Origin of the sequence: Bremerella sp. JC817, from assembly GCF_040718835.1 — a bacterium.
GTDB lineage: Bacteria > Planctomycetota > Planctomycetia > Pirellulales > Pirellulaceae > Bremerella.
In genome coordinates, this window is sequence record NZ_JBFEFG010000274.1 from 438,072 (window position 1) to 463,376 (window position 25,305).

The 25,305-nt window shown below is 55.5% G+C and carries 19 protein-coding genes; 13 read left to right on the forward strand and 6 right to left on the reverse strand.

Going from position 1 to position 25,305, the window contains the following annotated elements:
- The first annotated feature begins 39 nt into the window (after positions 1 to 39).
- The 7 genes from AB1L30_RS15960 to AB1L30_RS15990 all read left to right on the forward strand — a co-directional run bounded on the left by AB1L30_RS15960 (position 40) and on the right by AB1L30_RS15990 (position 8,967).
- Positions 40 to 1,032 carry an acetyl-CoA carboxylase carboxyltransferase subunit alpha gene (locus AB1L30_RS15960; RefSeq protein WP_367014415.1) on the forward strand — a complete coding sequence of 331 codons (993 nt, stop codon included), beginning with the start codon at positions 40 to 42 and terminating at the stop codon, positions 1,030 to 1,032.
- A 399-nt stretch (positions 1,033 to 1,431) separates the two neighbouring features.
- Positions 1,432 to 3,828, forward strand: coding sequence for a methyl-accepting chemotaxis protein (locus AB1L30_RS15965; protein WP_367014416.1), 2,397 nt, complete (start codon positions 1,432 to 1,434; stop codon positions 3,826 to 3,828).
- Between the two features lie 975 nt (positions 3,829 to 4,803).
- The gene (locus tag AB1L30_RS15970) at positions 4,804 to 5,685 is read left to right on the forward strand and encodes a hypothetical protein (RefSeq protein ID WP_367014417.1); all 882 of its coding nucleotides are present in this window, start codon (positions 4,804 to 4,806) and stop codon (positions 5,683 to 5,685) included.
- Positions 5,686 to 5,980: 295 nt separating this feature from the next.
- Entirely contained in the window at positions 5,981 to 6,355 is a 375-nt protein-coding gene (locus tag AB1L30_RS15975; protein ID WP_367014418.1) for a hypothetical protein, read from the forward strand.
- A 330-nt stretch (positions 6,356 to 6,685) separates the two neighbouring features.
- Positions 6,686 to 6,979: a hypothetical protein gene (locus tag AB1L30_RS15980; protein WP_367014419.1), complete on the forward strand. Its 294-nt coding sequence runs from the start codon at positions 6,686 to 6,688 to the stop codon at positions 6,977 to 6,979.
- Positions 6,980 to 7,195: 216 nt separating this feature from the next.
- Positions 7,196 to 8,611 carry a hypothetical protein gene (locus AB1L30_RS15985; RefSeq protein WP_367014420.1) on the forward strand — a complete coding sequence of 472 codons (1,416 nt, stop codon included), beginning with the start codon at positions 7,196 to 7,198 and terminating at the stop codon, positions 8,609 to 8,611.
- A gap of 2 nt (positions 8,612 to 8,613) precedes the next feature.
- Positions 8,614 to 8,967: a hypothetical protein gene (locus AB1L30_RS15990; RefSeq protein ID WP_367014421.1), complete on the forward strand. Its 354-nt coding sequence runs from the start codon at positions 8,614 to 8,616 to the stop codon at positions 8,965 to 8,967.
- Between the two features lie 213 nt (positions 8,968 to 9,180).
- On the opposite strand, the gene AB1L30_RS15995 is transcribed toward AB1L30_RS15990, so the two are convergent.
- Positions 9,181 to 9,417 (reverse strand): hypothetical protein, encoded by a 237-nt coding sequence (locus AB1L30_RS15995; protein WP_367014422.1) that lies wholly within the window; start codon positions 9,415 to 9,417, stop codon positions 9,181 to 9,183.
- Positions 9,418 to 10,328: 911 nt separating this feature from the next.
- Between AB1L30_RS15995 and AB1L30_RS16000 the strand changes: the two genes are divergently transcribed.
- Positions 10,329 to 12,062, forward strand: a complete 1,734-nt coding sequence (locus AB1L30_RS16000) for a hypothetical protein (protein WP_367014423.1) — start codon at positions 10,329 to 10,331, stop codon at positions 12,060 to 12,062.
- 4 nt (positions 12,063 to 12,066) lie between these two features.
- Positions 12,067 to 13,053, forward strand: a complete 987-nt coding sequence (locus AB1L30_RS16005) for a hypothetical protein (RefSeq protein WP_367014424.1) — start codon at positions 12,067 to 12,069, stop codon at positions 13,051 to 13,053.
- A gap of 1,456 nt (positions 13,054 to 14,509) precedes the next feature.
- Here AB1L30_RS16005 and AB1L30_RS16010 read toward each other — a convergent pair.
- Positions 14,510 to 15,436, reverse strand: coding sequence for a CvpA family protein (locus tag AB1L30_RS16010; RefSeq protein WP_367014425.1), 927 nt, complete (start codon positions 15,434 to 15,436; stop codon positions 14,510 to 14,512).
- Positions 15,437 to 15,688: 252 nt separating this feature from the next.
- Between AB1L30_RS16010 and AB1L30_RS16015 the strand changes: the two genes are divergently transcribed.
- Positions 15,689 to 16,513, forward strand: a complete 825-nt coding sequence (locus AB1L30_RS16015) for a metal-dependent hydrolase (protein WP_367014426.1) — start codon at positions 15,689 to 15,691, stop codon at positions 16,511 to 16,513.
- A gap of 97 nt (positions 16,514 to 16,610) precedes the next feature.
- Here the strand turns inward: AB1L30_RS16015 and dtd are convergent, their stop codons facing one another.
- Complete coding sequence (dtd, locus tag AB1L30_RS16020; RefSeq protein ID WP_367014427.1) at positions 16,611 to 17,060, reverse strand: D-aminoacyl-tRNA deacylase; 450 nt, start codon at positions 17,058 to 17,060, stop codon at positions 16,611 to 16,613.
- A complete protein-coding gene (locus AB1L30_RS16025) occupies positions 17,060 to 17,926 on the reverse strand; it encodes a hypothetical protein (RefSeq protein WP_367014429.1) in 867 nt (288 codons plus the stop codon). The genes dtd and AB1L30_RS16025 overlap by 1 nt, the downstream gene beginning before the upstream one ends.
- 295 nt (positions 17,927 to 18,221) lie before the next feature.
- Here AB1L30_RS16025 and AB1L30_RS16030 point away from each other — a divergent pair, with 295 nt between their 5' ends.
- The 3 genes from AB1L30_RS16030 (at position 18,222) to AB1L30_RS16040 (ending at position 21,936) form a co-directional block, all read left to right on the forward strand.
- The gene (locus AB1L30_RS16030; RefSeq protein WP_367014430.1) at positions 18,222 to 19,421 is read left to right on the forward strand and encodes a hypothetical protein; all 1,200 of its coding nucleotides are present in this window, start codon (positions 18,222 to 18,224) and stop codon (positions 19,419 to 19,421) included.
- A 194-nt stretch (positions 19,422 to 19,615) separates the two neighbouring features.
- Positions 19,616 to 20,470, forward strand: a complete 855-nt coding sequence (locus tag AB1L30_RS16035; protein WP_367014431.1) for a hypothetical protein — start codon at positions 19,616 to 19,618, stop codon at positions 20,468 to 20,470.
- 20 nt (positions 20,471 to 20,490) lie between these two features.
- Complete coding sequence (locus tag AB1L30_RS16040; RefSeq protein WP_367014433.1) at positions 20,491 to 21,936, forward strand: hypothetical protein; 1,446 nt, start codon at positions 20,491 to 20,493, stop codon at positions 21,934 to 21,936.
- A gap of 25 nt (positions 21,937 to 21,961) precedes the next feature.
- On the opposite strand, the gene AB1L30_RS16045 is transcribed toward AB1L30_RS16040, so the two are convergent.
- Complete coding sequence (locus AB1L30_RS16045) at positions 21,962 to 22,738, reverse strand: hypothetical protein (RefSeq protein WP_367014435.1); 777 nt, start codon at positions 22,736 to 22,738, stop codon at positions 21,962 to 21,964.
- A gap of 294 nt (positions 22,739 to 23,032) precedes the next feature.
- Positions 23,033 to 25,303 carry an ABC transporter permease subunit gene (locus AB1L30_RS16050; protein ID WP_367014436.1) on the reverse strand — a complete coding sequence of 757 codons (2,271 nt, stop codon included), beginning with the start codon at positions 25,301 to 25,303 and terminating at the stop codon, positions 23,033 to 23,035.
- Positions 25,304 to 25,305: the final 2 nt, after the last annotated feature.

Sequence of the window (25,305 nt, forward strand, 5' to 3'; positions counted from 1 at the left end):
CGAACTCCCCACCCATTGCCTGGAGCACTGAAAGCTTTCATGAGCACTTCGATTTATCTCGACTTCGAACAACCGATTGAAACGCTCGAGAACAAACTGAAGGAACTGGAGTCGGTCAAAAACGACTCGCCTGAACATCACGACGAGATCCGAAACGTCCGCAAACAGCTGACCGACACGATCCGCGAGATCTACAGCGATCTTTCGCCATGGCAAACCGTGGAAGTCGCTCGTCACCAGAAGCGTCCCCAGTCGGCGGACTATTTGAACCTGGTCTTCGACGAGTTCGTGGAACTGCACGGCGATCGCAAGTTCGGCGACGACCGCGCTCTGCGAACTGGCTTCGCCAAGCTCGACAAGCACAAGGTCATGTTCATCGGTCACTTCAAAGGCCGCGACCTCAAAGAACGTAGCGAGTGCTTCTTCGGCTGTGCTCATCCAGAAGGCTACCGCAAGGCGATCGAAAAGATGCAGTTGGCTGAAAAGTACAACTTGCCGGTGATCACCTTCATCGACACGCCCGGTGCTTACCCAGGTGTGGGCGCCGAAGAACGTGGCCAGGCGATGGCAATCGCAGACGCCATGTTCGTAATGGCCCGTCTCAAGACGCCAATTATTTCGGTTGTGATCGGGGAAGGGGGGTCCGGCGGGGCTTTGGGCATTGGTGTCGCGAACCGCACCGCCATGCTGCAGCACGCCTATTACTCGGTGATCAGCCCTGAAGGCTGTGCCGGTATTCTGTGGAAGAGCCACGAGTTCAAAGCCAAGGCGGCCGAAGCCCTGAAGTTCACCTCGAAGTACCTGCCAAAGTTCGGCATCGTCGACGACGTGATCGAAGAGCCGCTGGGTGGTGCCCATCGCGATCATCACCAAATGGCCGCTCGCTTGAAGATGTACCTGACCAAGACGGTCAACGAACTCTCGGCACAGAGCACCGACCAACTGGTGGAGGGGCGATACGACAAGTTCCGTCAGATGGGCGTCTTCCTGGAACGCGAAATGGAAGCCTCGGAAGGGCAGCCAGCGAGCTAACCCCAACCCTCCAAACGAATGACAATTGCCCAAAAAGGGCACTGCGAGTGATTTCGCAGTGCCCTTTTTTCGTTTCTAGAACTAAGCCAAATCCCCTCTATGGGATTGATTTTTCTCGGCAAAATAAGGCTGAAATGCACCTTTCACCGTAAGCTGGTGGGGGGGGGATCACAAAATAGCCACACGCAAGCTGCACAAACTTTACAGATGGCGCAGAAGTGGACATTAACTTTCCAGGAATGATCCGCCCCTCTCAGAAGCGTCAGGCAACCGCAATCTATTCTTCCGTGATTGCTACTGGAAATAACTTTTGAATTGCCACCCTCACGATGGCAGCCGCCTATGCGGTGAGAACGGCTGATAAATCAAAACCCATCGTTGACGAGACTGGAGTCCTGAATGAAGTCTTCCCTGAATCTGCGATCGCAACTGACGATCGCCTTTCTTGCTTGCGGCCTGCTGCCGCTGGTCGTGATGTCGACAATCAGTTACTTCCGGGCAGAGAGTGGCTTCGCCACGGTGAACCAGCACGCCAACGAAGTCTTCGAGCAGAATGCCACCAACTCGCTAATCGCCCAGCGCGAGCTGAAGAAGAAGCAGTTGAAGGACTATTTCGGAACGATCGATAGCCAGATTAAAACGTTCTCGGAAAATCAGATGGTGGTCGATGCCATGCGCGACATGGGGCAGGCCTTCCAGGAATTCAATACCGCCAACCAACTGACCGATGAGCAGGTCGCCGAAATGCGGACTGACCTGAGCGGCTATTACGCCGAAACGTTCGCGCCAGAGTATGCTCGCCGGAACGACAATCGTACGCCCGATGCGATGAACTACTTGAAGCAACTCGACGACACGACCGTCGCTTTGCAGCACGCGTACATTTTAGAAAATGAAAACCCTCTTGGGGAAAAGCATCGCCTCGAAGCGGCGGCCGACAACTCGAAATACACGCAGCTTCACAAAAAGCTGCATCCAGTCGTCCGCAACTATCTGGAGGAGTTCGGGTACTACGACATCTTTCTGGTCGACCCGGATTCAGGAAAGATCATCTACTCGGTCTTCAAGGAACTTGACTTCGGCACCTCGCTGAAAAATGGACCGTATGCCAACAGCAACTTCGCTGATGCATTTCGCCAGGCAGCTCAGGTCACCGAAAAGGATTCGACCGTGCTGGTCGATTTTGCTCGCTATACCCCATCCTACGAGGCCCCTGCAAGCTTTATTGCATCTCCTATTTATGATGGCGATAAGCGCATAGGCATCGCTATGTTTCAGATGCCAGTAGATCGCATTCTCAATATATTAGCAGTCCGTGATGGCATGGGAGAAACAGGCGAGACGATTCTGGTTGGCCCTGATTACCTGATGCGGTCGAACTCGCACCTCGACCCCGAAGGCCATAGCCTGCTCGCTTCGTGGAAGTATCCGGAGAAAGGCAAGGTTGATATCGACGTAACGCGAGCCGTTTTTGAAAAGGGAGAAACAGGAACGCTGCGTGCCGCCGACTACCGCGAAAACGACTCGCTGAACGCTTATTGCCCGATTGAATTAAACGGCTTGACCTATTGCCTGGTCGCCAAGATGGACGCTTCCGAAGCGTTCGCCGCCAGCGACAAGATGGCCGGGACCGTCGAAAACGTGAAAGGCTCGCTGCTGACCTGGTCGATGGGAATCGGCCTCGCATCGGCTGCCGCTCTGGCGATCTTTGCCTTTGTCCTTTCGCGAAAGATCGCTTCACCCATCCAGGATGCTGCCCAGTTCGCTCAACGAATTGCGGCGGGTGACCTGCGAACTCGCTGTGAAACCGAGGCGACCGCCGAGGTCGGATATTTAATCCAGGCCATGAACACAATGCGGGATAATTTATCCGGACTGCTGGGCGAAGTGATTTCGACCTCCGATATCCTGCAAGGATCGTCAACCGAACTGACCGGCACCGCAGAACATCTCTCGCAAGGTGCTTACGAGACAACCGAACGTGCCGCAACTGTTGCCGCTGCAGCGGATCAGATGTCGACCAACATGAACGGCATGGCCGCGGCCACCGAGCAGATGTCAACCAACATCGGAAGCGTCGCCACCGCCATGGAAGAGATGTCGACCACGATCAACGAAATCGCCCGCAACGCGGAACGCGCCGCTGCCTCCGTTTCGTCGGTCTCGAACCTCTCGGAGACCAGCAATGAACGAATTGCTTCACTGGGCACAGCCGCCGCCGAGATCGGAGCGGTCATCCAGACAATCCAAGAGATCGCCGAGCAGACTAACCTTCTTGCCCTGAACGCCACCATCGAAGCGGCGCGAGCTGGCGAGGCCGGCAAGGGTTTCTCGGTCGTGGCAACCGAAGTGAAGGAACTCGCACGCCAGACAGCAACCGCCACGGAAGACATCCGCAAGCGTGTCGATGCGATCCAAACGTCGTCTTACGATGCCGTCGAATCGATCGCGCGGATTACGACGGAAATCAAAGACGTGAACGAGATCGCTCACACAATTGCTTCATCAGTGGAAGAACAAGGTATCACCGCCAAGGAAATCGCCGGCAACGTCGCCCAGGCCGCCACGGCAGCCCGGACCGTTAGCACCGGCATCCACGAATCAGCCACGGCGAGCCACGAGATCTCGAAGAACATCTCGCAGGTCAACAACTCCGCCAACGAGTCAAAGACCCACGCCGAGAAAACCAAGGCGGCAGGCAACTCGCTTCATGTGCGAGCAGACGGACTGCAATCGACCCTGAGTCGATTCCAGCTTTCCGGAGGTCCAGGCCAAGAGCCAACCCTGAGCGCCTAACCAGTCCCGCCAAAGGACAAGCCAACCGAAAAAAGCAGAGCGGAATCGACCAAATTCCGTTCTGTTTTTTTGTGCGCCGAACGGACCCAAATCGATGCCGAAATGCGACTGGCAATGAAGTTCATTTTGAACCCAATCGAGGACATCAGCGAACCCTCGGAATTCATGAACTTCATCAACGGAAGCCAGCCAACAAACGAGCTCGCAGCGAACACGAAATCAGCTTACGAGCGGCCACAGATCTCGCGCTGCATTGGCTTCGAAGTTCACGCAACTCCATCACGAACAGCGAGCAACGAACGTCGCCTCAAGAAGCCCGACAACCGACAGCCAACCATGGGCCAGGGGACCGAGAAACGAGATTCAGGCCGAAAACCCTCGACCAGAAAGAACCCCCACTGCAACGTCCGATAATGTTTGTAACTTGTTGAGACGCAACAACTTACGTCAAGTCTGACGCGAGTTATCATACCCCTGTCAGGGTATGGCGATGTCGTTATGCAGCGGGTTTGCGCATTTTGAACAATGTGCCACGCGCTAAACGATCTGCCCGCGTATTCTAGCCCACGTTCTAAGGGTCGGCCAGACTTCGACAATTTCACGTCCTCGCAGTGGGACGCGTTCTTTCAAGAGCAACGCTATCAACGGGGCCTGGACGCTTATTTGACGCGTGCCCAGGCAGAGGGCAGGGAAGCGGAAGCCGAACGCACCCGCCATGATGGCGTCTCGATGCGTGAGCTGTGGGCCGCCACCAGGGATCAAGAGGCCCCGGAGGAGCGTACGGGGGAGGAGTCGAGCGACGGAGGAGGAAGCGGGGGAGGGGCCTCCCCTTTGCTTGAATCCTCTCAGAAACAGTGTGACACCACGTGTGGACCTGTCCAAAGTCGGGACGAAGTCCAGACTGACTACTCTTACGAGTTGCGGCCTTGCCGTTGTAAGTCGTGGTATTGCCCCGACTGTTGCTGGGTCAACGGGATGGATTTGCGGCGCCGTTTGAAGGCGGTCTTGCAGACCTTTGAAGCGGTCCAGATGTGGACGTTCACGGTTGATCCGCTTTTGTTCTCAAGCCCTCGTCAGGCGTGGGACTATCTCAAGGAAAAGCGGTGTATCTCCCGCTTGATGCGATCTCTCCGTAATGGCGGTTATCTGCTCTCCGATCGGTATTTCTACGTTGTCGAGTGGCAGAAGGAAACCGAGATGGTGCATTTCCACGTTCTTGTTGAAGCTCGCCACATTCCGATTGAGCGTGTGCGTTATGAGTGGTCGAAGTTCCGGCCAGACTGGGCAGGGCCTCAGGAACCGAATCGCCCCGCGTTCGGTACGGTGCGATTTACGAAAACGAAACCTTTCGTGAGCATGGAACACGCCGCAAACTATGCGACCAAGTATCTAACAAAAACGCCCGAACACGGGTTTCCGTCTTGGGTGCTCGACTCTCAAACGTATATGCGGCGTTACCAAACGTCGCGTTACTTCTGGCCCGCTAAGGATGAGCCGAACGGCACCGACGCGGACGACGTGTTGCAACCAGGTCAAAGGGCAGGGGACACGCAAAGTCCTGAGGAAGAAGAAGCCCAGCAAGAGGCGGAACGCACGACGATCCGGCAACGCTTGGCCGAATGCAAACAAGGTGCAACCGTCATTTTGAAGGTACGCACGAATTACCCCGACGGTCGCGTTTTCGACGGGACGCGTCATGTAATGAACATCGGGTTTAGCTTCGCCCGTTGTCTTGAAATCCTCGGGTTTCGAGATGTCGATTTGAGGAAGCTTTCGTTGTCTCCCGCTCAACTGCGGGTTCTGGATCGTGAATGGCTCCGATTTGAAAAGGATGGCCCAGATGGTAGCGAGAACTAGTCAAAACAAGGCTCCGAAAACTGCGAACCCTGGCGGGCTTCATCGTGCCCCGTCAACGGCTCGCAGCTTGAACATTGCGTTCACTAAGGAGCAGATGAACTTCCTCACCAAAACAGCCGGACAGTTTGAGGTATCGCCGGTCGACGTGTTGCGTGTGCTTGTCGATGATGCGATCCGGTTCCCAATGGTATCGGAATCTTTTTTCAAAAACCTCAGGAAGTAGTTCAGAACTATTTCATCACAAGTCGATAGGTCTTTGTCCTAAACTTAGTTGGCGTTATTGAGGAGTTTCGCTGTGAGTCAGAGTACTGACAAAGTTGACATGGTTCTTGCTCCATGTCGCATGTTGTTTGAAGACGTGACCGTCGTAGTGTCACGCGGTTCGTGGGGTACTGCCCCTGTTGTCGATTTTGTCGAGGTACAGTTTGCGTGGCGAGGTGGTGCCGACAAACTGCGTTTGGCCAACGACAAGCACACGAAGGACGAACTGCAAAACTTTTACGATGAGTTCGCACCTTACAACGGCAAGGATTGCCGTGTCGTTTTCAAGACGCAGGCCCGCCCAGGCCAATACGGCAACGCTTACAAGTTGCTGGAAGTGGACGAGATCACTTTGCTTTCGGATGGACCCGTTAGCAAGGCGAAGCCGACTTCGTCCGGCGTTATTTAGACGACTCGGGGCGGTCTGCTTTCACGTGGGCCGCTCTGCTTTTCCTCGGGGGGGGAATTTAGCTCATGGGATCAGGTTTGCGAACTCCGGCTGTGCTGATGATGGACTATGTCCTAGCGGGCTTTGAGTTGGGCCTGATCCTTGAGCTTTGTATTTTTTTTCCGGTTGCCGTGCTTCTTCATGTTGTCAAGAAGGGCCTTAACAGAGGTTAGTTTTATGGTTCGCAATGCGAAAGGATTCGCTCAATGCTCGCTCCAATCTTACGAGCAATCGTCCCGATCGGTGCCGGTCTCCTTCAGTGGGCGTCTACGGGCTTACGGGTCCACCTTCATGGGGAATTGCCGTTCCGCCGCCGCCAAGATTCCGAAGGTCAACCTGTTCGGCCTTCTTATGGTCGCAGCCGTGGCAGTCGCCGTTCTGGGCGGCGCGGGGGAAGTTCTCGCCGCTGATCCTCAGCCGACGGAAGCACCGACGAGCGAACTTTACAGCGTCGGCGTTGATTTCACGGTTGTCGTCGATGCCATCGCGTACCGAATCGGCGAATTCCTGAACAAGTGGATCTTCTTTGTGATCGGCTTCGGCGTCGTGCTGGCGATCGTCGCGTTCATGAAACGCGGGAAGTAATCCCAACCGCTTAGCAAGTGTGCAAACTCGTTGTTTGCGCACGCCAACCGGGGGTGCTGGGGCTGGGGCCTCCTCAGCACCCTCTTTTTTTTGCCCTGTCGAAGGATGCGAGATGTGGACGGAAGCGGAGAAGGAAGAAATTCTGCAACGGCTTGCGGAACTATCGGCCAGGGCAGGGGAGGTGCACGCGTTCAGCGAGTTGAACGCAGCCGGGACATGGGCTGTCCTCGGCTTTCTCGGTTTCTTGCTGCTCTGGCATTCTGTGTTGGTGTTGTACCGTCGATCGGGTTAGCCGATGTCTACCGTACCCCAACCGCCGACTATATCCGCTATGGCGGCACCGTCGTTAAGGAAACCAACACCGGTGGAAACGAGGTCGACGGCGACCGCTGGAAGCTGACAACGGAAGGGGACGACGACGGAGTCGTTCAACGGTTTGTCGGTCTCCCGGATGGCGAGTACCGGTTCGCGGTTCGTGCCAAGCGATACGGGACAACTGACGCGATTACATTTCAACTTTTCGTTGGTGGTGTTCAGCGTTTGATTCGTTCGGTGGTGGTTGGTGCTGACTACGATGACACCGCGAACGTCTTTTTTTTGGTCAACGGCGAATCGGTTGGTTACACGTACTCGGCTGGGGCTGATTACATCGTTAGTGGTGGCTCCCAGGTTGAAATTCGGGTGACTGGCAGGCCTCATTACTTCGATGATCTCATTATCTATCAGCAGGGCGACGAGTCGTTAACGCCGATCGACACCGAACCACCGGTTGAGGATTGCGATTTGGACATTCAACCAGAAGCCGATTCTGCGTTTTTGGCTGAATATACCTTTGTGCGGCTCGCGTGCTGCGGTGGTGGTGCCTACGACATTTACGAGCACAACACGAACGGCACTTTGAAGCGTGTCCGCAACCGTGAAAAGGATCAAGATTGTGTGTCTCCTGATTGCGGCTTGCCTGATGCCCCTTGGCTTCCTGACGGGTTGAACCCGTCAAATTACGACGTTGTTTCCTCGGTCTGCTGTAATGGGCAATGGTACGACATTTATGGCGATCCGTCCGACGAGTCGGCACAACGCTACTTGGTGCCGGTCCCTGATCGCGATGGCGAGTGCGAATGCACCGGCCCTAAGGATATTTGTGATTGCCTCGACAAAGTCGTTGACGCAATCGACCGGGCGAATGTCTCTATCCAAGGCGTTCGCGACGCGGTTGTTGATCAAGGCACAACGGCCAATGAGCATTTGGAAGCGATCTTGAACACACTCAGCTGGTTCAAGAATGACGCCCAGGAAGCGGAACTGCCCGAGCATGAGATAACCCCGGGGCAGCCAACAGCGGAACCGCGATTGATCGAGCTTCCTTGGGAAGGGATGCCCAGCCATCCGAAGTTTGACAATTTGACCATGCGCCAGTTGCCTAACGAGATCGAAGCGGAACCGTTGACGATCGTCTTTCCAGATACGGAAACCGAGCTTTGGTCTCCTGACCAAATTGAATGGTCATCTGACAACGGCTTTGAGTGGTTTGAGAAGTACGAAGAGTGGTTGCCGATGGTCCGTAATGGCGTCTTGATCGTGGTTACGATCTTCGTCGTGATGTGGGTTTGGCGTGACGTGCAAGGGCGGTAGCTATGAGTGATTTTTTCGGCTGGATTCTCGATGCCATTTTCGCATGTACCAATGCGATGATTGAAGAGGCGGCTGGTTTGTTTTCGTGGTTGCTGAAAGGCTTGTGGATAGCGTTCGAAGCGATCATCGAACTGATTTGGAATACGCTCTTGTCCATCGGTCAGCTGACGTTGATTTACCTCATGGATCAACTTGGTATCCAGGTCGATCTAGATTTCTCGGCGTTTAATGACGTCTTCAACTGGCTGGATACGTTCCTGCCGATGCATGAGATTTTCACTCTCTTGAGGGCTTACACCCTTTGGCAAACGGTGGTCACTGCGTTCCACTTTGCCGCCAAGTTCAGGCCGTTTTGATGAAATGAAAAGAGCCGAGGTTGTCCCCGGCTCTTATGTCGTGTCGTTCATTTTCCTAGTGGGTTTTCCAGAAGGTATCGGAGTGTGTCCCGCTCCTTTTCGGCTCGCTTGAGTCGTTCGGATAACAGACGGTTTTGGCTGATGCATCCGACGATGCAAACGGCTGACAAGCATAGGCCAATGGCTAACCCAATTAGCAAGAATTCGTCCATGTCAAAAGTCCCCCCCAACGTATCGTGCAACATATTCGAGAGCGATCATCAGGCGTGGTGCCTGCTGGGTCGGTTCGAAGGTGTGCATGCGTTCGGTGCCTTCATCGTGCCCCGGCTTTACGGAGTATTGCCAGGCGTCCCCGTCTCGGTCTGGATGGGCCGACACAAAAAACGTCTCGGTCGTTTCTCGGTCCAGCACGAAGAAGGTCACGTTGATTACCTGCAAGTCATCTTCCATAGTTCGCAGTTCCTTAAGTTCTCAAACAATCCCTCGGGCTATCCACCGATTTCGCATTACCTCGGCGGCTTCTTTCTGGTGCTTCGCTCCCACAAACTCTTCATTGCCTTCTACCCACACAGCGGCGTTCCCTCTTCTGATCTCGGCACCCTTTCTCAACAATGCCGCCGCGTCGATGGCATAGCGGCAAGACGCTATCCACTGTCCCCCAACGAAAATTCTGTACGGCTTCTCTTTCATCTCGTTCCCCAATTGCTTACGCATTCCAAGCGGTGGGCAACCCGGTTTCCACCTGCTGGCGGTAGCCAGCCCTCCGCAACATACCTCCCTCGCTCCCATAGACCGCACGGCCAGCGGTGGCCGATGCGTTTTGCCATCACGCGGCCCGTTCCAGGCCTCCGCAACAGCACGACCGCACGCCGCCCACCCGGCAGGCCACACATTCAAAGGGCCAACGGGCCGGGGGAGTGGAGGAATCGATTTGTCGCAAAAGCAGCAAACGATTTCTCCATTCCACCGGCCCAGCGACCAACACAACCACCAGAGGGCGAAGCCGCCTTGCAATTAGGCAGGCCTCCCGTAGTGGACTCAACGAGCATGACAAAGCTTGCTTTGCGCGTGCTCGTTGATGACACGGAGGGAGGCCTTCGCGGCGTTCGGTGTGTCCCTCGCTTGCGTCCGAAGGGGCTTTGCCCCCTGAGTCTTCCCCCGGTTCTGATTCAGAGCCTCAACCATCACAACAAGGTGGCTAGGGCCGCGTTAGTAGTGGAGGGCTCTTGCTTTCTCAGCGTCTTCGCGGTGAAAGCGAGAGCCCGCAACGAGGCCGACGTTTTAGTTTTACGCACGTCGGTAGGGTCTAGGGGTGCGGGGTGTCCCCGCTCCTTCTCTTACGGTCTCCATTTGGAAAGGAAATGACCTTGCATATCAACGAGAACTCCACGCTAGGGTTGCTCATTGGCACCATGGGCAGCGGGAAAAGCTTCAGCATTGCGAAAATGCTGGTTGAAGAATTCATCCCGTATTACACGGGCGAATTCTGGACAAATATCCCACTCAATGACGACGCAATCGCGGACTACTGCGCCCAGCGTTACAAGATGGACCGCGACCATGTGAAAGCCCGCCTTCGTCGTATTCCAGACGAGGAGGTTTTGTTGTGGGTCGAAGGAAAGAGCAACGTGTTCGCGTTCATGGATGGCGTGTTTGAAAGACGTTGCGAACAGTACGGCCATGATCCCGATTTGTTGGATGAGGACAAATTTCCGCCCGGTCTTGTCCACCCTTTGTCCCGTTCCATGGTCGTTGTCGATGAAGCGGCGGATTTTTTCCCAAAGAAGCCAGCTCCAGAGTTGACCAAGCCCATCGGAACGCAAATTGACTATGTAAAAAAACGTGTTCGCAAAGTCCGCCATTTTGGGGCACGCGTTCTTTATGTCTTCCAACGGCTTGAGGACATCGAGCCCGCGTTTCGAGACCTCGCGGAATTTCGCGTTGTGCTGACGAAGTTGGGAACGCAGCCGGTGCCGTACTTCAATATTGCGGTGGATGACTTCGCCCAGTTGTTCGCCAAGTTCACCGGCGTCTATTTGCAATGGACGACGCGTGAAACTCTCATCCGTTACCAGGAAGCGTTTCAGAAGATGGGAAGCGGCGAACGCTTCTTTATTCACAAACGGTTTTTTCCGTTCTATGAATCTCACAACATCGAAGGGAAGGGGAAGGGGGCTCCCGATCTTCCGGCGTTCAAGCGTTTGAACTGGAAGCAGTTTGCCGCATGGTTTTGGCGTCGTAACTGGTGGGGCATGACCTCGGTGACGGCGGGCGTTGTCGCGGTGCTCGTCTGCTTTTATCCCGGCACATTAGCGATGGACGCGTTCCATGGGCTGCGTCATGAGTTTTCGGCCGCGTATGACGAAGCGTTGAAGAAATCGACCATTGAGAAGAAGAAGGAAAAGGGAGAGGCCCTGACGCCTCGGGAAGTCGCGGCCGATCCTGAAGCAGGACTTAACCAGCTGCGGGAATCAAACCTCGAATTGGCGAATCGAGTGATTGAACTTTCAAAGCTGCTCGACGTGTTGGCAGAGGACAGAAAGCACCTGGCCGGGATCGTTGAGCGTGCGTCTCAGATGGTCATGATTGATGACAGTGGAATCATTTTGCGTAGTGGGGAACGGGTAAATGTTGGCGAAACTATCCCAAGCGGGGCTTTTAGCGGTCGAGTTCTTCAAACGGTCCAATTTCGGGACAGTCAAGCCGTTCTTAGTGATGGCACTCGTCTCCGTTTGCAGCAGCTGCCGGAGCCCGTTGCCGACGATGGAACCCAACAGGCCGACGTTTCAAGATCACTATCGGGAACTGCTTCAAACGACCAAGGATGGAAGTCCGCCACAACTTCAAGTCCATCAGGCGACGTTGTCGTTCTCCGCTCTGGAAATGCCGATGGTCCAGTTCGTGTCGGAGATAGCCCGACAAGCGGACATCAGTATCGTAATGGCCAGCCAACTCCAGCAACGGTCGGTAACTATGGTGATGAAGGAGCAGCCGCTAGAACAAGTCCTGGACGCCTTGTCACGCCAGTTAGACGTGCGGGTGCACCGAGCAACGGCAACTCTGTACTATCTCGGCGACCTCAGGCCGGAGGATAAAAGCGTGTTGGTGCGTCGTGTTGGCGGGCTCTCCGCTGGTGAAATCCAAGACGCCATTAAAACCGTCGTGGGCTCCGCTGGTGTTACGGTGTTTGCGGATGGTCTTATCGTCGTGGCTGATACACCGGCAGTCCTTGAACGCGTCGTGCAAGTGCTCGACGGTGTCGAAGCGTCGTTGCCTGCGTCGTGGGTTGCTCAACTCTATCTGGTGTCGATGTCGCGTTCCGATCTACACGATTTCGGGTTAGATGTTACACCGGCTCTTGATGTGAGCTTGGCTTACGGTGTTGGAAGTCTCACGGACACGTCCGGGGCTGTGCAGGTCGGTCTTAATGCTCTGTTAGAAGCGGTTCAGGAACGCTCCTCGATGGATGTTACAGCGTCTCCCATGTTTTACTTATTAGATGGAAGACGGAGCACATACCGTCAAACAACGGAGATACTGTTACCAGAACGCACGGTTTCCGATCAAGGAACTGTTACCACGACGGGTTTTCGCCCATATGATACGGGCGTGATATACGACGTGACTTTACGCGAGAATTCTAATGGCTCCGCTCGTATGACGGTTTCGGTGGAACTCTCCGAGCTTCGAAGCATTAGCTCCGATGGAACGCCAACAGCTGACCGGCGACGATACGAGGGGGAAGCTATTTGCCGATCTGGCGGCGTGTACCTGATTGCCCAGGTGGAACAACAACGACAACTCAAGGGCCGTCGTTCATGGCTCCACTCTGGTTGGCGTGACAATGAGCAAGGCGAGATTCTTCAACTTTGGGCGCGTGTCGTTCGGGTTGATAGATCGCAAGAAAACTCAATGCCGATTTGTGACCAGGTGGAAGCCGCGGCACAACCAGGCATTGCCGAGCTGGAAGCGTTCAGCCTAGAAAATACGGGGTTTTTTACTGAGGAATTACACAACGATTTATTCGCGATTCCTAACGAGATCAGCAACCAAACTCAAGAGATTCTGCCCAATGGTCAACCTTAAATGTCACTTCTGCAACACCGAAATACAAGTTGAATCGGTGGCGATCGTCGAGCGTCACGGGTGGTTTGTCTACAAGGACGGGACCACTTGTAAGTGCTTCGGGTGTGTCATTGCTGGCCTTCACGAGGAAGAAGAACGGCATTGGCAGCGAGTCAGGCAGGAAAACCAACGAAAGGACAAGTGATGATTCGGCGTGCGTTTGTCGTGTTCCATTTCGCGGCCCTCGGGTTCGCGTGGCTCCTCGCGGGGTCGTGCTGTTTGGTCGGAATCAACCAGGGGCCAACGGCTCAAGGTTACTTTGCGTTCGCGTCGGCTGTGGCAGTTTACTACGTCGTTGGGCGTGTTGCCTCCGCCGACTTTTGGAAGCTCGTTTTAAGAAAGGTCAAGGAAGATGAAACGGTTCAAGGGTGAAGAATGGCAAGCGATCGTCAAACGTTGCAATCGTGTTGCCGAGCTGCTTTGGGAAGATGGCCCGGTTCGTCGGTTGTGTAATTGCGTGTTTGCGGTTTCCGGGATCGTGATCGCGGCGGCGTTGCTTCTTGTCACGCGGGTGCATCCTCTCACTGCGATCTTTGCGGCGTTCGTCGGTGCGACTATTTACGAGTCGGTTCGTTATGCGGTAGCGGGCGAAGCAAGAAGAGATGGGCTCCGAGTCCATACTTTGCACGCGGTGCCTTGTCGAAGATTTAGACGAACGCGTCGCCCGCTTGGAAGAGGCGCAGTTTCGACAGCTCGACGAGACAGAAGAGGCTTCACAAAGATTTCACTTAGACGCCATCCGAAACGCGGCCTAGGGTTGTTGTCCGTTGGTTTCGAAGTTCATGAGGTTGAAGAATGCCATACGATCCGTCAAAGCGTCGGCAACGTGCGCTGCATGTTCCCGATGCTATCTGGGAGAAGTTCAAGAAGCGTTGCCATAAAGCACGCGTGCCGATCCAAGCCGTTTTGAATGAGCTTATCGAGCAAGTAGCCGACGGCCACGTAAAGATTGACAAGCCCCGAAAGGTGCTTGTTCGTTTTGCATTGGGCCGGACGATCAATCTAGACCATCGAACCGACTTTCGGTAAGAATGGGCCGTAACGCACACGAGCCGGGCTTCCTGAGGGAAACCCGGCTCGATTTTAGAAACGATCCGACCGAATAACTTAAAGGCTCGTAGCTTTTGAGTTCCGACCGTTTCGCGTTCGTGGGGTAGTTATACCCACGACTGTTTTGGTGGCCAACCCCAAGTAGCAATTGGGGTTGGCCGCGTCTCCGCTGAACACCTAATGAAAGGGCCGCAAACCCGCCAGCGGAGACGTGTACGACATCGTTGTTTCTCGAATGTTACCTGTTTTATCTAGACGCCGCAACGTCCGATAATGTTTGTTATGTGCGGTTCGAGGCCTGTTTTTACCGGGAAATAGCCATTTCCCGATTTCCGGGCACTTCTACCCTGACGTTGCCAGGACGCACTCAATACCGCGGCTGCTGTGGGTAGTACGGCTGGCCGTTCTGCATCGGATACGGCGTCGCCGGCTGCTGCTGATTGAACTGCGGGATGTAACTTCCGCCCTGCTGCTGTGGCGATGGAATGTTCATCTGTGGCGGATAATAAGCTGGCTGCGGCTGCTGCTGATACTGACCCGAATATTGCTGCCAGTTCTGCTGCATGTTTTGCGGATTCTCGATCGTCTGATTCACGAAATTCTGGAACTGACCTGCCTGATTCTGAACTTCGTTTTGAACGCGATTCTGAACCTGCTGCTGAACGTTATTTTGGAAGTCCTTCAGGCCTTGCTGGAGATTGAAATTGGCAGGATCAAATGGCGTCGTCGAATTGCCTCCCGAGACACCATTTCCGGTCTCGGCAAACCAATCCGGGTTCTCACCATTGATTCGCTGGTTGTATCGATCGATGAACGGCCCAACGACTTCATTCACTTCCGCTGGCATCACGCCGTCCAGATTATGGATCAGCTTGGTGATGTAGAAACCAGACTTTGACTGAACGATTTGCTGGCGGCTTTCATCCTTGGTCAATGCGACAGCGAACATGGTCACAATCACACACAGAAGCACACCTTTGACGAAACCAAGACCGGCGCCGACCTGGCGATCCCAGTCCTTCAGCGCGAAGCTATGGAGCGTCTTGTTGATCATCGAGAAGACAACCCAGATGATCAGCGAGCTGGTCATGTACAGGCCCAGCATCGCCGCGGTGTTTCCCCAAGGCGACTGAAGCCCCAAGGCATTGGCGACTGGTTCACGAAGCTGAACCGAGACGAAATAGCTGGCGACCAACGAAGCAAATGAAGCGACTTGCCATGCCATGCCTTTGTACAAACCCCACAGGATCGCACCTGCCAGGACCGCGAGCATGAGGAAATCGTAAGCAACCATTTTTCTTCGTCCGTCCCTGAATAAAACTTCGCCCCAGAAGTCGCACGAGTATACGGACCGAAGACGGAAACCCGAAGGTCAGTTTTTCGTCTGCTAGCGGGCAGCCAGAAACCTGATCTGGATACGAAACGCCACAATTGAGTACAAGGTCCTGAACTCACCAAACGCAATCATGCGTACCAAGACCCTGATGCCATTTCGAATGCACACTGGCAGGGGGGCGCACCGGAACATTTTTGAGGCAGGGGATCCATGGCCGACTTCAATACCCATATTTCGACAAGCACCGTCGTTGGCGTAGGTGTTGGTGTTGCTGGATCTGTATTTCTCGATTTGCCCATGACCAGTTGCATGCTGGGTGCGGGCCTGTGCAGCATGGCCGGCATCTTGCCCGATCTCGACTCCGGTTCTGGCCGCCCTCTTCGTGAGACGAGCAGCTTGCTGGCCGCCGTCGTCCCGATGTTGATGGTCGATCGTTTCCAACACATGAAGATGGATGCCGAATCCATCGCGCTTGCGGGCGCTCTGGTTTACATCGTCATCCGTTTCGGCGTGGCTGAAGTCTTCAAACGCTACACGGTCCATCGCGGCATGTGGCACAGTATCCCTGCGGCGGTCTCGTGTGCGCTGCTAGCGTTCCTGGTGGTCTCGGGCGAGAACATCGAAGTCCGCATTTTCAAAAGTGCGTGCGTCTTCATAGGATTCATGGTGCACTTGATTCTGGATGAAATCTGGAGCGTGCAATGGAAGGGGGCTCGGCTTCACTTCAAAAGCTCCTTCGGAACCGCGATCAAATTCTGGTATGGAAAAAGTCTGTGGTCGAACATTTCGACTTACGGCAAATTGATCGTGCTGGTCGTCGCCGCTGTTGGCGATCCACTGATGATGCAGCACTACCGATTCCATCCCTCGCACAATCATGAAGCACAGCAATTGGCTACCGATCCGCTTCAGGTGCCAGCTCAATATGTGACGCAGCCAGGTCAGCCTTCACCTTACGACAATCAGCCGATTCGCATTCCTGGCGAACAGCCACCCCACATCGCTACGCAACCTTATCAGAACGTCGAACGTTAAGACTCAGAGATATCTCTCTTAGAGATCTAGTATCGCGATTCGAGTAGAGTCGATCGCAAGTCAACGTTGGCTTGAGATTACCAATCGACATGAGCGACTAAAGAATCTTGCTGCTATCCAACAGCAGCGTGACCGGGCCATCATTCACCAGGCTCACTTTCATGTCGGCCTGAAAGATTCCGGTTTCAACCAGTACGCCCTCATCGCGGATCCGCCGGACGTACTCTTGGTACATTTGATTGGCCTCTTCCGGCCGGGCCGCGGTGATAAAGCTTGGGCGACGTCCTTTGCGAGCATCCCCCAGCAGCGTGAACTGGCTGATGGCCAGAATGCTTCCGCCGATGTCGACCACACTCCGATTCATTTTGCCTTCGTCATCTTCAAAGATACGAAGATGAATCGTCTTTTCGACCAGATACTTCAGGTCGGCTTCGGTGTCACCTTCGGCGACTCCCAGCAGCACCATCAAACCACGTTCAATCTGACCGACGATGTTGCCATCGACTTTGACATGGGCTTCGGAAACTCGTTGAACGACCCCGCGCATCAGTAGTGCCCCCCTGCCCCGGACAGCACAGCCATACGATACGATTCGGTCTGGTCAACCGCGTCCGGAACAATTGTCTTCGGAGCGAGAAGTTCTTCGTTGCTGGAAACGCCAGCACGGACATTCACCAGTTCGACATTCACCAAAATCTCTCGGCCTTTGCTGGTGACTGCTTCCCATTGAATGCGATGTGGAAAACCAGATGCAGCATCCAACAACAAAGTGGCACCATTGGCACCGCGATCGAGGAACGGCAACGCACAGGCTTCGTGCGTTTCGCCCCCCTGCTTCGTTCCGCGGATTAAGAGAAACTGGCGATCGCCTTGAACGACTCGGTCAACGGTGTCGAAGTGATAGCACTGGGTCATCCGCCACATCAGGTGGGCGATCCCGGCTCGAGGCATGGTCTGTCCCGATGAAACGACCTGGTTGAGCCGGACCATCGAGGCGGACTCGTCGATCTTGGTTCGCCACTGCGTCCACAACAACGGTTCGCTGGCGAGGATTGCTTGCTGAAAGTAAATCGGTGCGACGGGATCGGTCCCCTGCAAAATGATTCCGTGACGCTGCATAGCGCCAACACCGGTTTGTGTGTATTGACCGTTTCCTCCCCAAGACTGCCCAAACAGCTTCACCTGCCAATTGACATCCGCGGTGATCCCGTCGGTTCGATACCACCGGTCGACCACGTTCTGCAGTAGCGATTCAATATCGCCTTCCAGGCGGCTGGTGCGCAGCGTCCGCCCTGCCCTCGAGACATCTCGATTGCTTTGCTTCAAGCTTTGTGAAGCGGCTCCGACAGCGACTCCGGCGGCTAGCAGTGCTACCGCCAGGAAGGCTGTTAATTTGAAACGATTATCTTTCATGGCTGGGATTTGCCGGTTTTCCCAAAGAATCCTGTCCTGCCACGCCGAACATTAATGGCAACAGGGATAGTCTTGCGCTGCTGGCGTTATTGGCACGGATGTCAATTTCAACTCGGCGATTGTACGGATTTCCCTGAGGCCGGGTCCACGTCAGTCGTGCAGTTCTTTGGAACCTCATGCAGACGTAGTCCTAAACCGCTCGCAACCATTCGTATGAATACCTGAGAGGATCTCCGCTCTTGCCATGGAGAATGCCGCTATGGAGTGGCAGCAAGGGTTTAGTGAGGGGGAAATCATGAAACAAACTTTGTGGATGTGGACCTTGATGCTCCTGACGGCTGCGGCCGGTGCTGGTTGTCAGCACGTAGGGCAGCAAGCGACAGGTGGCTACAACTTGCCTCCGGCACAGCAGCTGGCTCACCCCGGCCCTGGCGTCGGCGGTCCTGGCCCGGGTGTACTTGCACCTCCGCCAATTCAACCTGTGTCGGCCATGATGCCGATCGGTCCTGGTGGTATTCCACCAATGCCGGCTCCAAGCTTCACCAGCCAGGTGCTGTTCGTCTCGCCAGACGGCATGCAAGTTAGCTGGGACATCGGCGGAATCGGCGCTTACGATTCGGAACCACGAATCGTGCCGTTCTCGAAGAACTTCCCACAGGGCGGTATCTATCGCCTGAAGATCACGAACATCGAAGGCCAACCAGGCGTCGAGCTTTATCCGACCCTGGAAGTTGGTTTCGCCACACCGCGAACCGAAGCCTTCCTGGCACACAATGCTGTTCCAGTTCAGTTCACCGAAGACGACTTCGCTCAAGTTCGTAGCGGCACTTACGTGACCAAGGTCATTTACCTGCCAGATCCGAACTACCAAGAGCTGGCCCTGGCCAACGTCGAAACGTTGGTCTCGACTCGCCTCGACCCAGGTGTCGATCCGATCGTCGAAGCTGATCGTCGCGGTACGATCATGGCCATCGTTCGCCTTGGTAACAAGGACCTCGAAGTTCCTGGCGAAGAGCTGGAAGGCATGATGGCTGGTGGTATGCCTATGGGTATGCCGGCTGCTGGTGCCGCTTACTGTGGCCCAGGTGCAGGCTCGCCTCCACCTCCAGGAATGTCGGCTGCCATGCCGAATCCTTACGCCGTTCCTTACGTCGCTGGCGTGACGGTCCCGAACTATGGTATGCCGATCACCGGTACGCCAATCGGACTGCCTGGCCCGCCACACATTCCGCTGGGTGGACCAGCCGGCCTGCAGAAGCATGTGATCAAGAATCACACGCACACGCACATTCCAGGTCCGACCGACAAGGTCGCCCTGCATGTCAAGCAGCGTCCGGGTATCAGCTACCCACAGCCGCCAAACCGTGCCTGGATCACCGAAGAGAATATTCATCCTTCGCCGAACCTGGCTCAGCCTTATGGCGACATGCATCAGCAGGTTCCACCAGCCGGTGGATACTACGACGCCGCCGGTCAGTGGTGCCCCACTCCGTAGGCTGACAACTGCCCAAACTCCATGGCAATGGAACAGGGTCGCGGAGAAACTTCCGCGACCCTACTTCCATGCCGGAAGAGACTTGGCTCAGTCCCTTTCAACCTGATCTGGAAGTAGCCTGAAGGCCTTCCTTCCTGGTCCCCAAAAGTTTTCCGTCCCCCGCATCACGCAGAGCTTCAGGGAAGAAGATCGCCGTGAAACGAGAAACACTGCCCAGCCTCTGGCTGCTGACTGTCATCCTGGTCCTGGTCGCCTCGAACATGGCGAAGGCTCAATCAGGTTCGGTCCCTCTATATACCGAACGACTCATGCCAGGTGCCATCGGTCAGATGCAACTGATGAAGGGACGCGGTATCCCGGGCCACATTCAGCCCGTCAAACTGATTCCACCCGCTGGCACCAAGATCGCCCCGGTTATTGAAGGCAGCTTCGCCGACGATCTTCCTTCGCCGCAAACGTTTGGCTGCGTGATCGGAGCCGTTTATCGCTTCCGGTTGTCCGAGATTCCTTTGCACCCAGGTGCCGAGTTGTTTCCGACCGTCGAAGTGATCGACCGCACTTACCCACCAGCCGGCATGGAACTTCAGTTCCCGATTCCAATTCAAATCACCCAAGACGAACTGCAATACGCCTTGGAAGGCAAGTTTGTCACTCGGGTGATCTATCTCGAGAACCCACGGACGGCCGTCCCCAACACTTACGAACCAAGCTTCCAGCCTTGGTTCGAGGTCGAAGCGGGTCAGGATCCTGTGGTGACCGCCGACTTGTTGGGCCGACCTGTCGCTATCCTACGACTTGGTTCACGTCGCCCGACTCAAGAAGACATGCCTGGCGAGTTCACTTACCAGTCGCCTCCGATTCAGTTGTTCGGCAATCCCCCCCCTGCCCCGGCCAACGGTGTTGAAGTTCCGATGGAGCAACCGGTGCCCGCGACGGCAGTCCCCATGCAGGCCCAGCGTCCGATGATGCCGCCTTACGGCGTGCCACCTCAAATGGCTCAGCCTTATCAGGGCGCACCGCAACAGCCATGGTACCCTTCGCAGCGATAGACCGACGGAAACCACAACCGATGAAAACGATGATTGCACTGCGAAAGTTCGTCACGCTCGCCCTGGTGGTGGGATGCGGTTCCACGTTCACGGCCTGCTCGCTCAATCGGCAGGCAAAGAAGGAAGAAGCGGCTCCGCTTAAGCCGGAAGCAGGCATGACGTTCAACGAACGCTACCCAGCCTACGACTACGCGGCGGCCCCCTCCCCTGCCCAAGTTCAGTCGGCCAATGACACCGGCTTGAATGGTGTACCAGCCTATCAGCCACGCTTCCAAGGACAGACATTCCAGGCTCCGACCAACACCGCCACCGCACCGCAGTATTCGCAACCGGCCGGTGCCATCCAGCGGACTTCGGCGGAAATGCCAATCCAAGGGCAACCAGTGTCGGCTCAAGTTCCGGTCCGCCCCGTGAGCTATGCCTTCCCTCGCGGCCAGGTCATGCCACCTTGTGGCCCTGGCTGCAGTCACCCTAGCTCGATCTGCCATCATGGTTCGACGGCTGGTTCCTGCCAGGCTTGTCAGGCCGCCGGCATTCCTTACCAAGCTGGTCCGTGCTGGCCTGAAGACGAATACTTGTACGACGGTGGAGACCGTTTGGTCCGCACCGAAATCGACGGCGAGTTCGGTGTGCATGGTCTTGATATTGAAGACACCGTCGGCCATTACGACACGCTGGAAGGTCAGCGCATTGTCACGCCGAGTAATCGCGTTTGCGTCTATGCTCCTCGCTTCGCTGCCGTCCGTAAGGTGACTGGCTTGAACCAGGAAATCCTCGGCACGCAGATCTCAGGCTTGGACGCCAACCTCCAACTCAACAACCAACAGCACAATGGCACCCCAGCCGGTGTCGTTCAGCCGCTGGCTCTGCGAGGTCAAATCGGCGGCAAGATGGCCAACGCTCTTACCGAAGACCTGCCTGGCGTTCAGATCCAGAACGGTGTTCGACTGGCCCAGTTTGTCGAAGAGTTCAAGGCTTACGAAAACCTAAGCATCATCCGCTACGGCGTCTTCGATCAGGGCGAGAAGGCTCGCCTCGCTTCCAGTCTGCTCAATGCGGTTACCTGGACGCAGAACCAGCAGGTTCAAGTCACGGTCGAAGGTCGCAAGGCTTCCGAAGTCGCTTCCGGCAAAACTCCGCAGGAATTCGTCTGGTCGGAATTGGCCGGCGAACCTCGTCTGCGTGTCGTGAAGCTGGCCGACAAGGGTGCTGCCGAACCAGGTGACATCGTTGAGTTCACGCTTCGCTTCGACAACGTCGGTACCCAGGTCATGGGCAACGTGACGCTGCTCGACAATCTGACGCCACGTCTCGAGTATGTCGAAGGTTCGGCTCAGTGCGATCTGGAAGCAACCTTCCTGACGCAGCCAAACGAAGCAGGCTCGCAGCTTCTCCGTTGGGAAATCACCAACCCACTGGAAGCTGGCCAAGGTGGTATCATCCGCTTCCAGTGCCGCGTGCGATAAGCTCGGCCGCGGCTTCCTGGCGAATCTAATCCTCGGCAGGAACGTTTTCGCGAAGCCATCGCTGGTGATCGGCTTCGCACGAGGGACAGAACAGCGCGGCAACCCCCTGCTCTGTCTTGGCGACATCGCCCCATAGCTTGGCGTTGGGAAACAATTCCGATGACCACCGTGCCGGGGCATCGATAAAGAAGATATCTTGCGGCGAGCGATATGGCAGCATCCGTTCGTGATGGCGGCCGCAGAACTCTCGACCACGCGTCAGGTACGCGGTAGGCAAGGCGCCGCACAACGGACAATAACCATCTTCGATCGCATCGGTGACGATCTCGCTACCGCATTGGCATTGCCCGACAACGGCCCCTGGGCTGGAAGCACTTCGCAGATCCCCCAGCACGAATTGACGAGGTCGTTGCTGGCAGTGAGGACAACTGGAATGCTCGGAGTCGTTCCAGTCGTATTTGTTGCCACAGTCCGGACCACAGATAGCTCGCACTCTCACCTGGTGAATGGCCAACGAATGGTTCAGGCAGCGTGAGCAATCCAACACCTCACTCACCCGCAGATCAAACAAATACTCGCCGGATGTCTCCCAACGTTCCTGCAAAATGGCTCGTTCTACGCGGATGAATGCCTCCTCGAACGCCTCCTGCTGTTCCTCCAGGGCCTCTCGTGCGGCAGTTCGATCGAGCGGTTTCTCGTCGCTTTGCTGTGCTACTTCCGATGAAAGCTGATTGTAAAGCTCTCGATCGTCTGCCGAGAACTTCACAACGACGTCGCTCAAAATCGCTTGCTCTGACGACAAGAGAGGAAACCACCATTGCTGCTGATGGTATCCGGAACGGACCCGCCGAGTGCGAGCCCCACAATCACAAACCCCGTGAATAAGAATCATGCACGCTCTCCAGAGTTGTGGCGGCAACGAGAATCATCGGGCGAAATCGGTCCAATGACTCTCGTTATAGACCATCTACCGCGAGAGCGCAAACATCTTTTTGGAAAGCGTGGCCTTTATGCCGGTGGCTCTTTGAAAACGTACCGGAGTGACAAAGCCCCTCTTCCAAAGCAATCAAGGGGCGTAGGGTCTCCTCGAAACGAACTATAAATCGAGCCGACTGACATAGATGCAGGTCAGGCCCAACATCACGCAGATGAAGATAAAATTGTGCACGACCGGCATCACGATATTGTCGGCCTGGCGGACTTCGCGAAGGTCGCCCGTCGATTGCGGGCCCTGGAATGAGGTGGTCGATTCCTCCGTCACCAGGTACTTCAGCAAATTGTTCAGCTCGCCTGGCTTCGGAAAGACATAGTAGATCGGCTGCACGATCCAGTCGTACGTGAATCGATACCAGTCGGAATCTGGCCAGCATGTTTCAACAATCTCGCCGCTGGCCAGGTCATAGGCTCGTACCCGGTTCTTATTGTCTGCCACGAGCATTTGATCTTCATGGAAGGTAATCGCCGAGGCGTCATTGTCGATGGTGGTCCCCTCCCCTGCCTCGATGTCGTACAGCCAAAGCGTGCCGTTGTGGAACAACACTGCCACATGCTTTCCGTCGGAACTCGTTTCAATCGCGGAAGGTGGCGTATCGCCGGCGGGCCGTAAGGTTTGCTGCAGTTCCAAGGTATCGGCTTCGCGGAACTCGATGCGTCCATTCTCGTCGGCAACAATCGCCACTTTGCTTGTCAGCCCGACCACGACATCCACCTCTTCCTCGCGGCTGATCTGCTTCGTGACTTTGTAGCCCTTGCCGCCGTCCCGATTCAGGATAACCAGGCTCCCCTGGTTATCGATCAGCAGGCGATTCGAGGCGGGATCGATCGCGGCGGCAAAAGGTGGAAAGTACGGAACGCCTCCGTCCGGACCAATCCGTTCAAATGATTTGGCTCCACCCAATTGGATATCGAAGCCGAGGATCTTGGTCTTCTTTTCTTCCCCTTTGCCTTGATACAGGAAGACGCCGGCCGAGCCGACCACCAGGACGTTGTCTTCCGAGTCTTGCAAGATCCACGAACCACCAGTCGGCGGACTAGCCCCTGTCTCGGCAACCCAGTTTCCAGACCACTTCGCCGTCATGAACTTACCACCGCTCAATCCCATGCGGCGTGGCCCCATTCCCCCGCCCTGCTGCAGGTACATCATCGTTTTCGTTGGTGCATGGTAAATCGGTCCGACCATGATCGACTGCATGGCGATGTTCTCCGGACCGCGACGATCCGACTGCAGAACCACTTCCCACGAACGGAGATTCGGATTCCACTGCACGAACTGTCCAATCTGCGTCACCCCGACCAGGCCTTCATCGGTATCGACCAGACGGACCAGCTTGGTCGGATTGATGATGAACGGCTCGAAGATCGAGGTCTTCACCAGGCCGATTCCAAAGCAGGCGTAAAAGAACAAGACGGTGATCACGATCGAGACAATCGAATTTCGCCACAGCACCCCTGCGAGTGACGAGACCGAGTAATAGATCGCGAACTGGAACAGAAAAACGGGAATACAGTACAGAAGGGCCGGGCTCCAGACATCGAACTGGATCCCCATAATCAGCCATAAGCCAACCAGGAAGTACGTCACACTAAGAAAGACAAACGCGCACCCGCCAATGTACTTGGCGATCACCAATAGCGATCGCGAGATTGGTTTACTCAGCAGAAGATCGATTGCCCCCGGCTCGAACGTACGCGGCATGATCGGCGCCGTCACCAGGATTGCGACAAAGATCGCAAACATCCCGACAAACACGTCGATGAATCCTGTCAGCACATACTTCACCGTGATCGGCAGAAGCTCGCGCGTGATCGGTAGCGGGACCGGTGCCCACATCAGCGGATAGGTTAAGTAGAGTTCTTCTGCCGGTACATTGCCGAGGTGAACCGGAAATGCATCGCGAAGAAGAAGGCGATTCACATACGCCAGGTCATCTCCGGAAAGTCCCTCGGTTCCTTTGTCGAGCAGAACTTTCGTTTCCTGACCGAGCGTGACGTCTTTCCAGGTTGCTTCGTCGTAAAAATCATTCTTGGGTAAGACGGCATTCAAGCTATCGATCACATCGTTGACCTGGGCCGCGGTGAACTTGCCCGGGTCGCTTTGCACTAACTGCTTGAGCGGATCGTTGCCCATCGCAACCAGGCGTTTACCCGGACTGGCTTCGTCGGCGTTGGCCGCTTCGCGCAGGTCTTGCACAAATGCCGGCACGTCGCGAATGCTCATCCGGTTGAAGTTCACCATCCGCTTCACGTCGTAACTCAGTGGTGCCAACGCGATCAGCACCAGGGTCAACGCCAACAGCAAAATGTAGAGGACGCGCGAGACGATCGCTTCGTGGAACGAGTCGTAGATGACGGTCAAATAGGGTCGCATCA

Bases quoted from the DNA above. Each gene is read 5' to 3' on its own strand.
- AB1L30_RS15960 (WP_367014415.1), top strand. From the start codon at position 40: ATGAGCACTTCGATTTATCTCGACTTCGAACAACCGATTGAAACGCTC.
- AB1L30_RS15965 (WP_367014416.1), top strand. From the start codon at position 1,432: ATGAAGTCTTCCCTGAATCTGCGATCGCAACTGACGATCGCCTTTCTT.
- AB1L30_RS15970 (WP_367014417.1), top strand. From the start codon at position 4,804: ATGGATTTGCGGCGCCGTTTGAAGGCGGTCTTGCAGACCTTTGAAGCG.
- AB1L30_RS15980 (WP_367014419.1), top strand. From the start codon at position 6,686: ATGGGGAATTGCCGTTCCGCCGCCGCCAAGATTCCGAAGGTCAACCTG.
- AB1L30_RS15985 (WP_367014420.1), top strand. From the start codon at position 7,196: ATGGGCTGTCCTCGGCTTTCTCGGTTTCTTGCTGCTCTGGCATTCTGT.
- AB1L30_RS15990 (WP_367014421.1), top strand. From the start codon at position 8,614: ATGAGTGATTTTTTCGGCTGGATTCTCGATGCCATTTTCGCATGTACC.
- AB1L30_RS15995 (WP_367014422.1), bottom strand. From the start codon at position 9,417: ATGGAAGATGACTTGCAGGTAATCAACGTGACCTTCTTCGTGCTGGAC.
- AB1L30_RS16000 (WP_367014423.1), top strand. From the start codon at position 10,329: ATGACCTTGCATATCAACGAGAACTCCACGCTAGGGTTGCTCATTGGC.
- AB1L30_RS16010 (WP_367014425.1), bottom strand. From the start codon at position 15,436: ATGGTTGCTTACGATTTCCTCATGCTCGCGGTCCTGGCAGGTGCGATC.
- AB1L30_RS16015 (WP_367014426.1), top strand. From the start codon at position 15,689: ATGGCCGACTTCAATACCCATATTTCGACAAGCACCGTCGTTGGCGTA.
- dtd (WP_367014427.1), bottom strand. From the start codon at position 17,060: ATGCGCGGGGTCGTTCAACGAGTTTCCGAAGCCCATGTCAAAGTCGAT.
- AB1L30_RS16025 (WP_367014429.1), bottom strand. From the start codon at position 17,926: ATGAAAGATAATCGTTTCAAATTAACAGCCTTCCTGGCGGTAGCACTG.
- AB1L30_RS16030 (WP_367014430.1), top strand. From the start codon at position 18,222: ATGAAACAAACTTTGTGGATGTGGACCTTGATGCTCCTGACGGCTGCG.
- AB1L30_RS16040 (WP_367014433.1), top strand. From the start codon at position 20,491: ATGAAAACGATGATTGCACTGCGAAAGTTCGTCACGCTCGCCCTGGTG.
- AB1L30_RS16050 (WP_367014436.1), bottom strand. From the start codon at position 25,303: ATGCGACCCTATTTGACCGTCATCTACGACTCGTTCCACGAAGCGATC.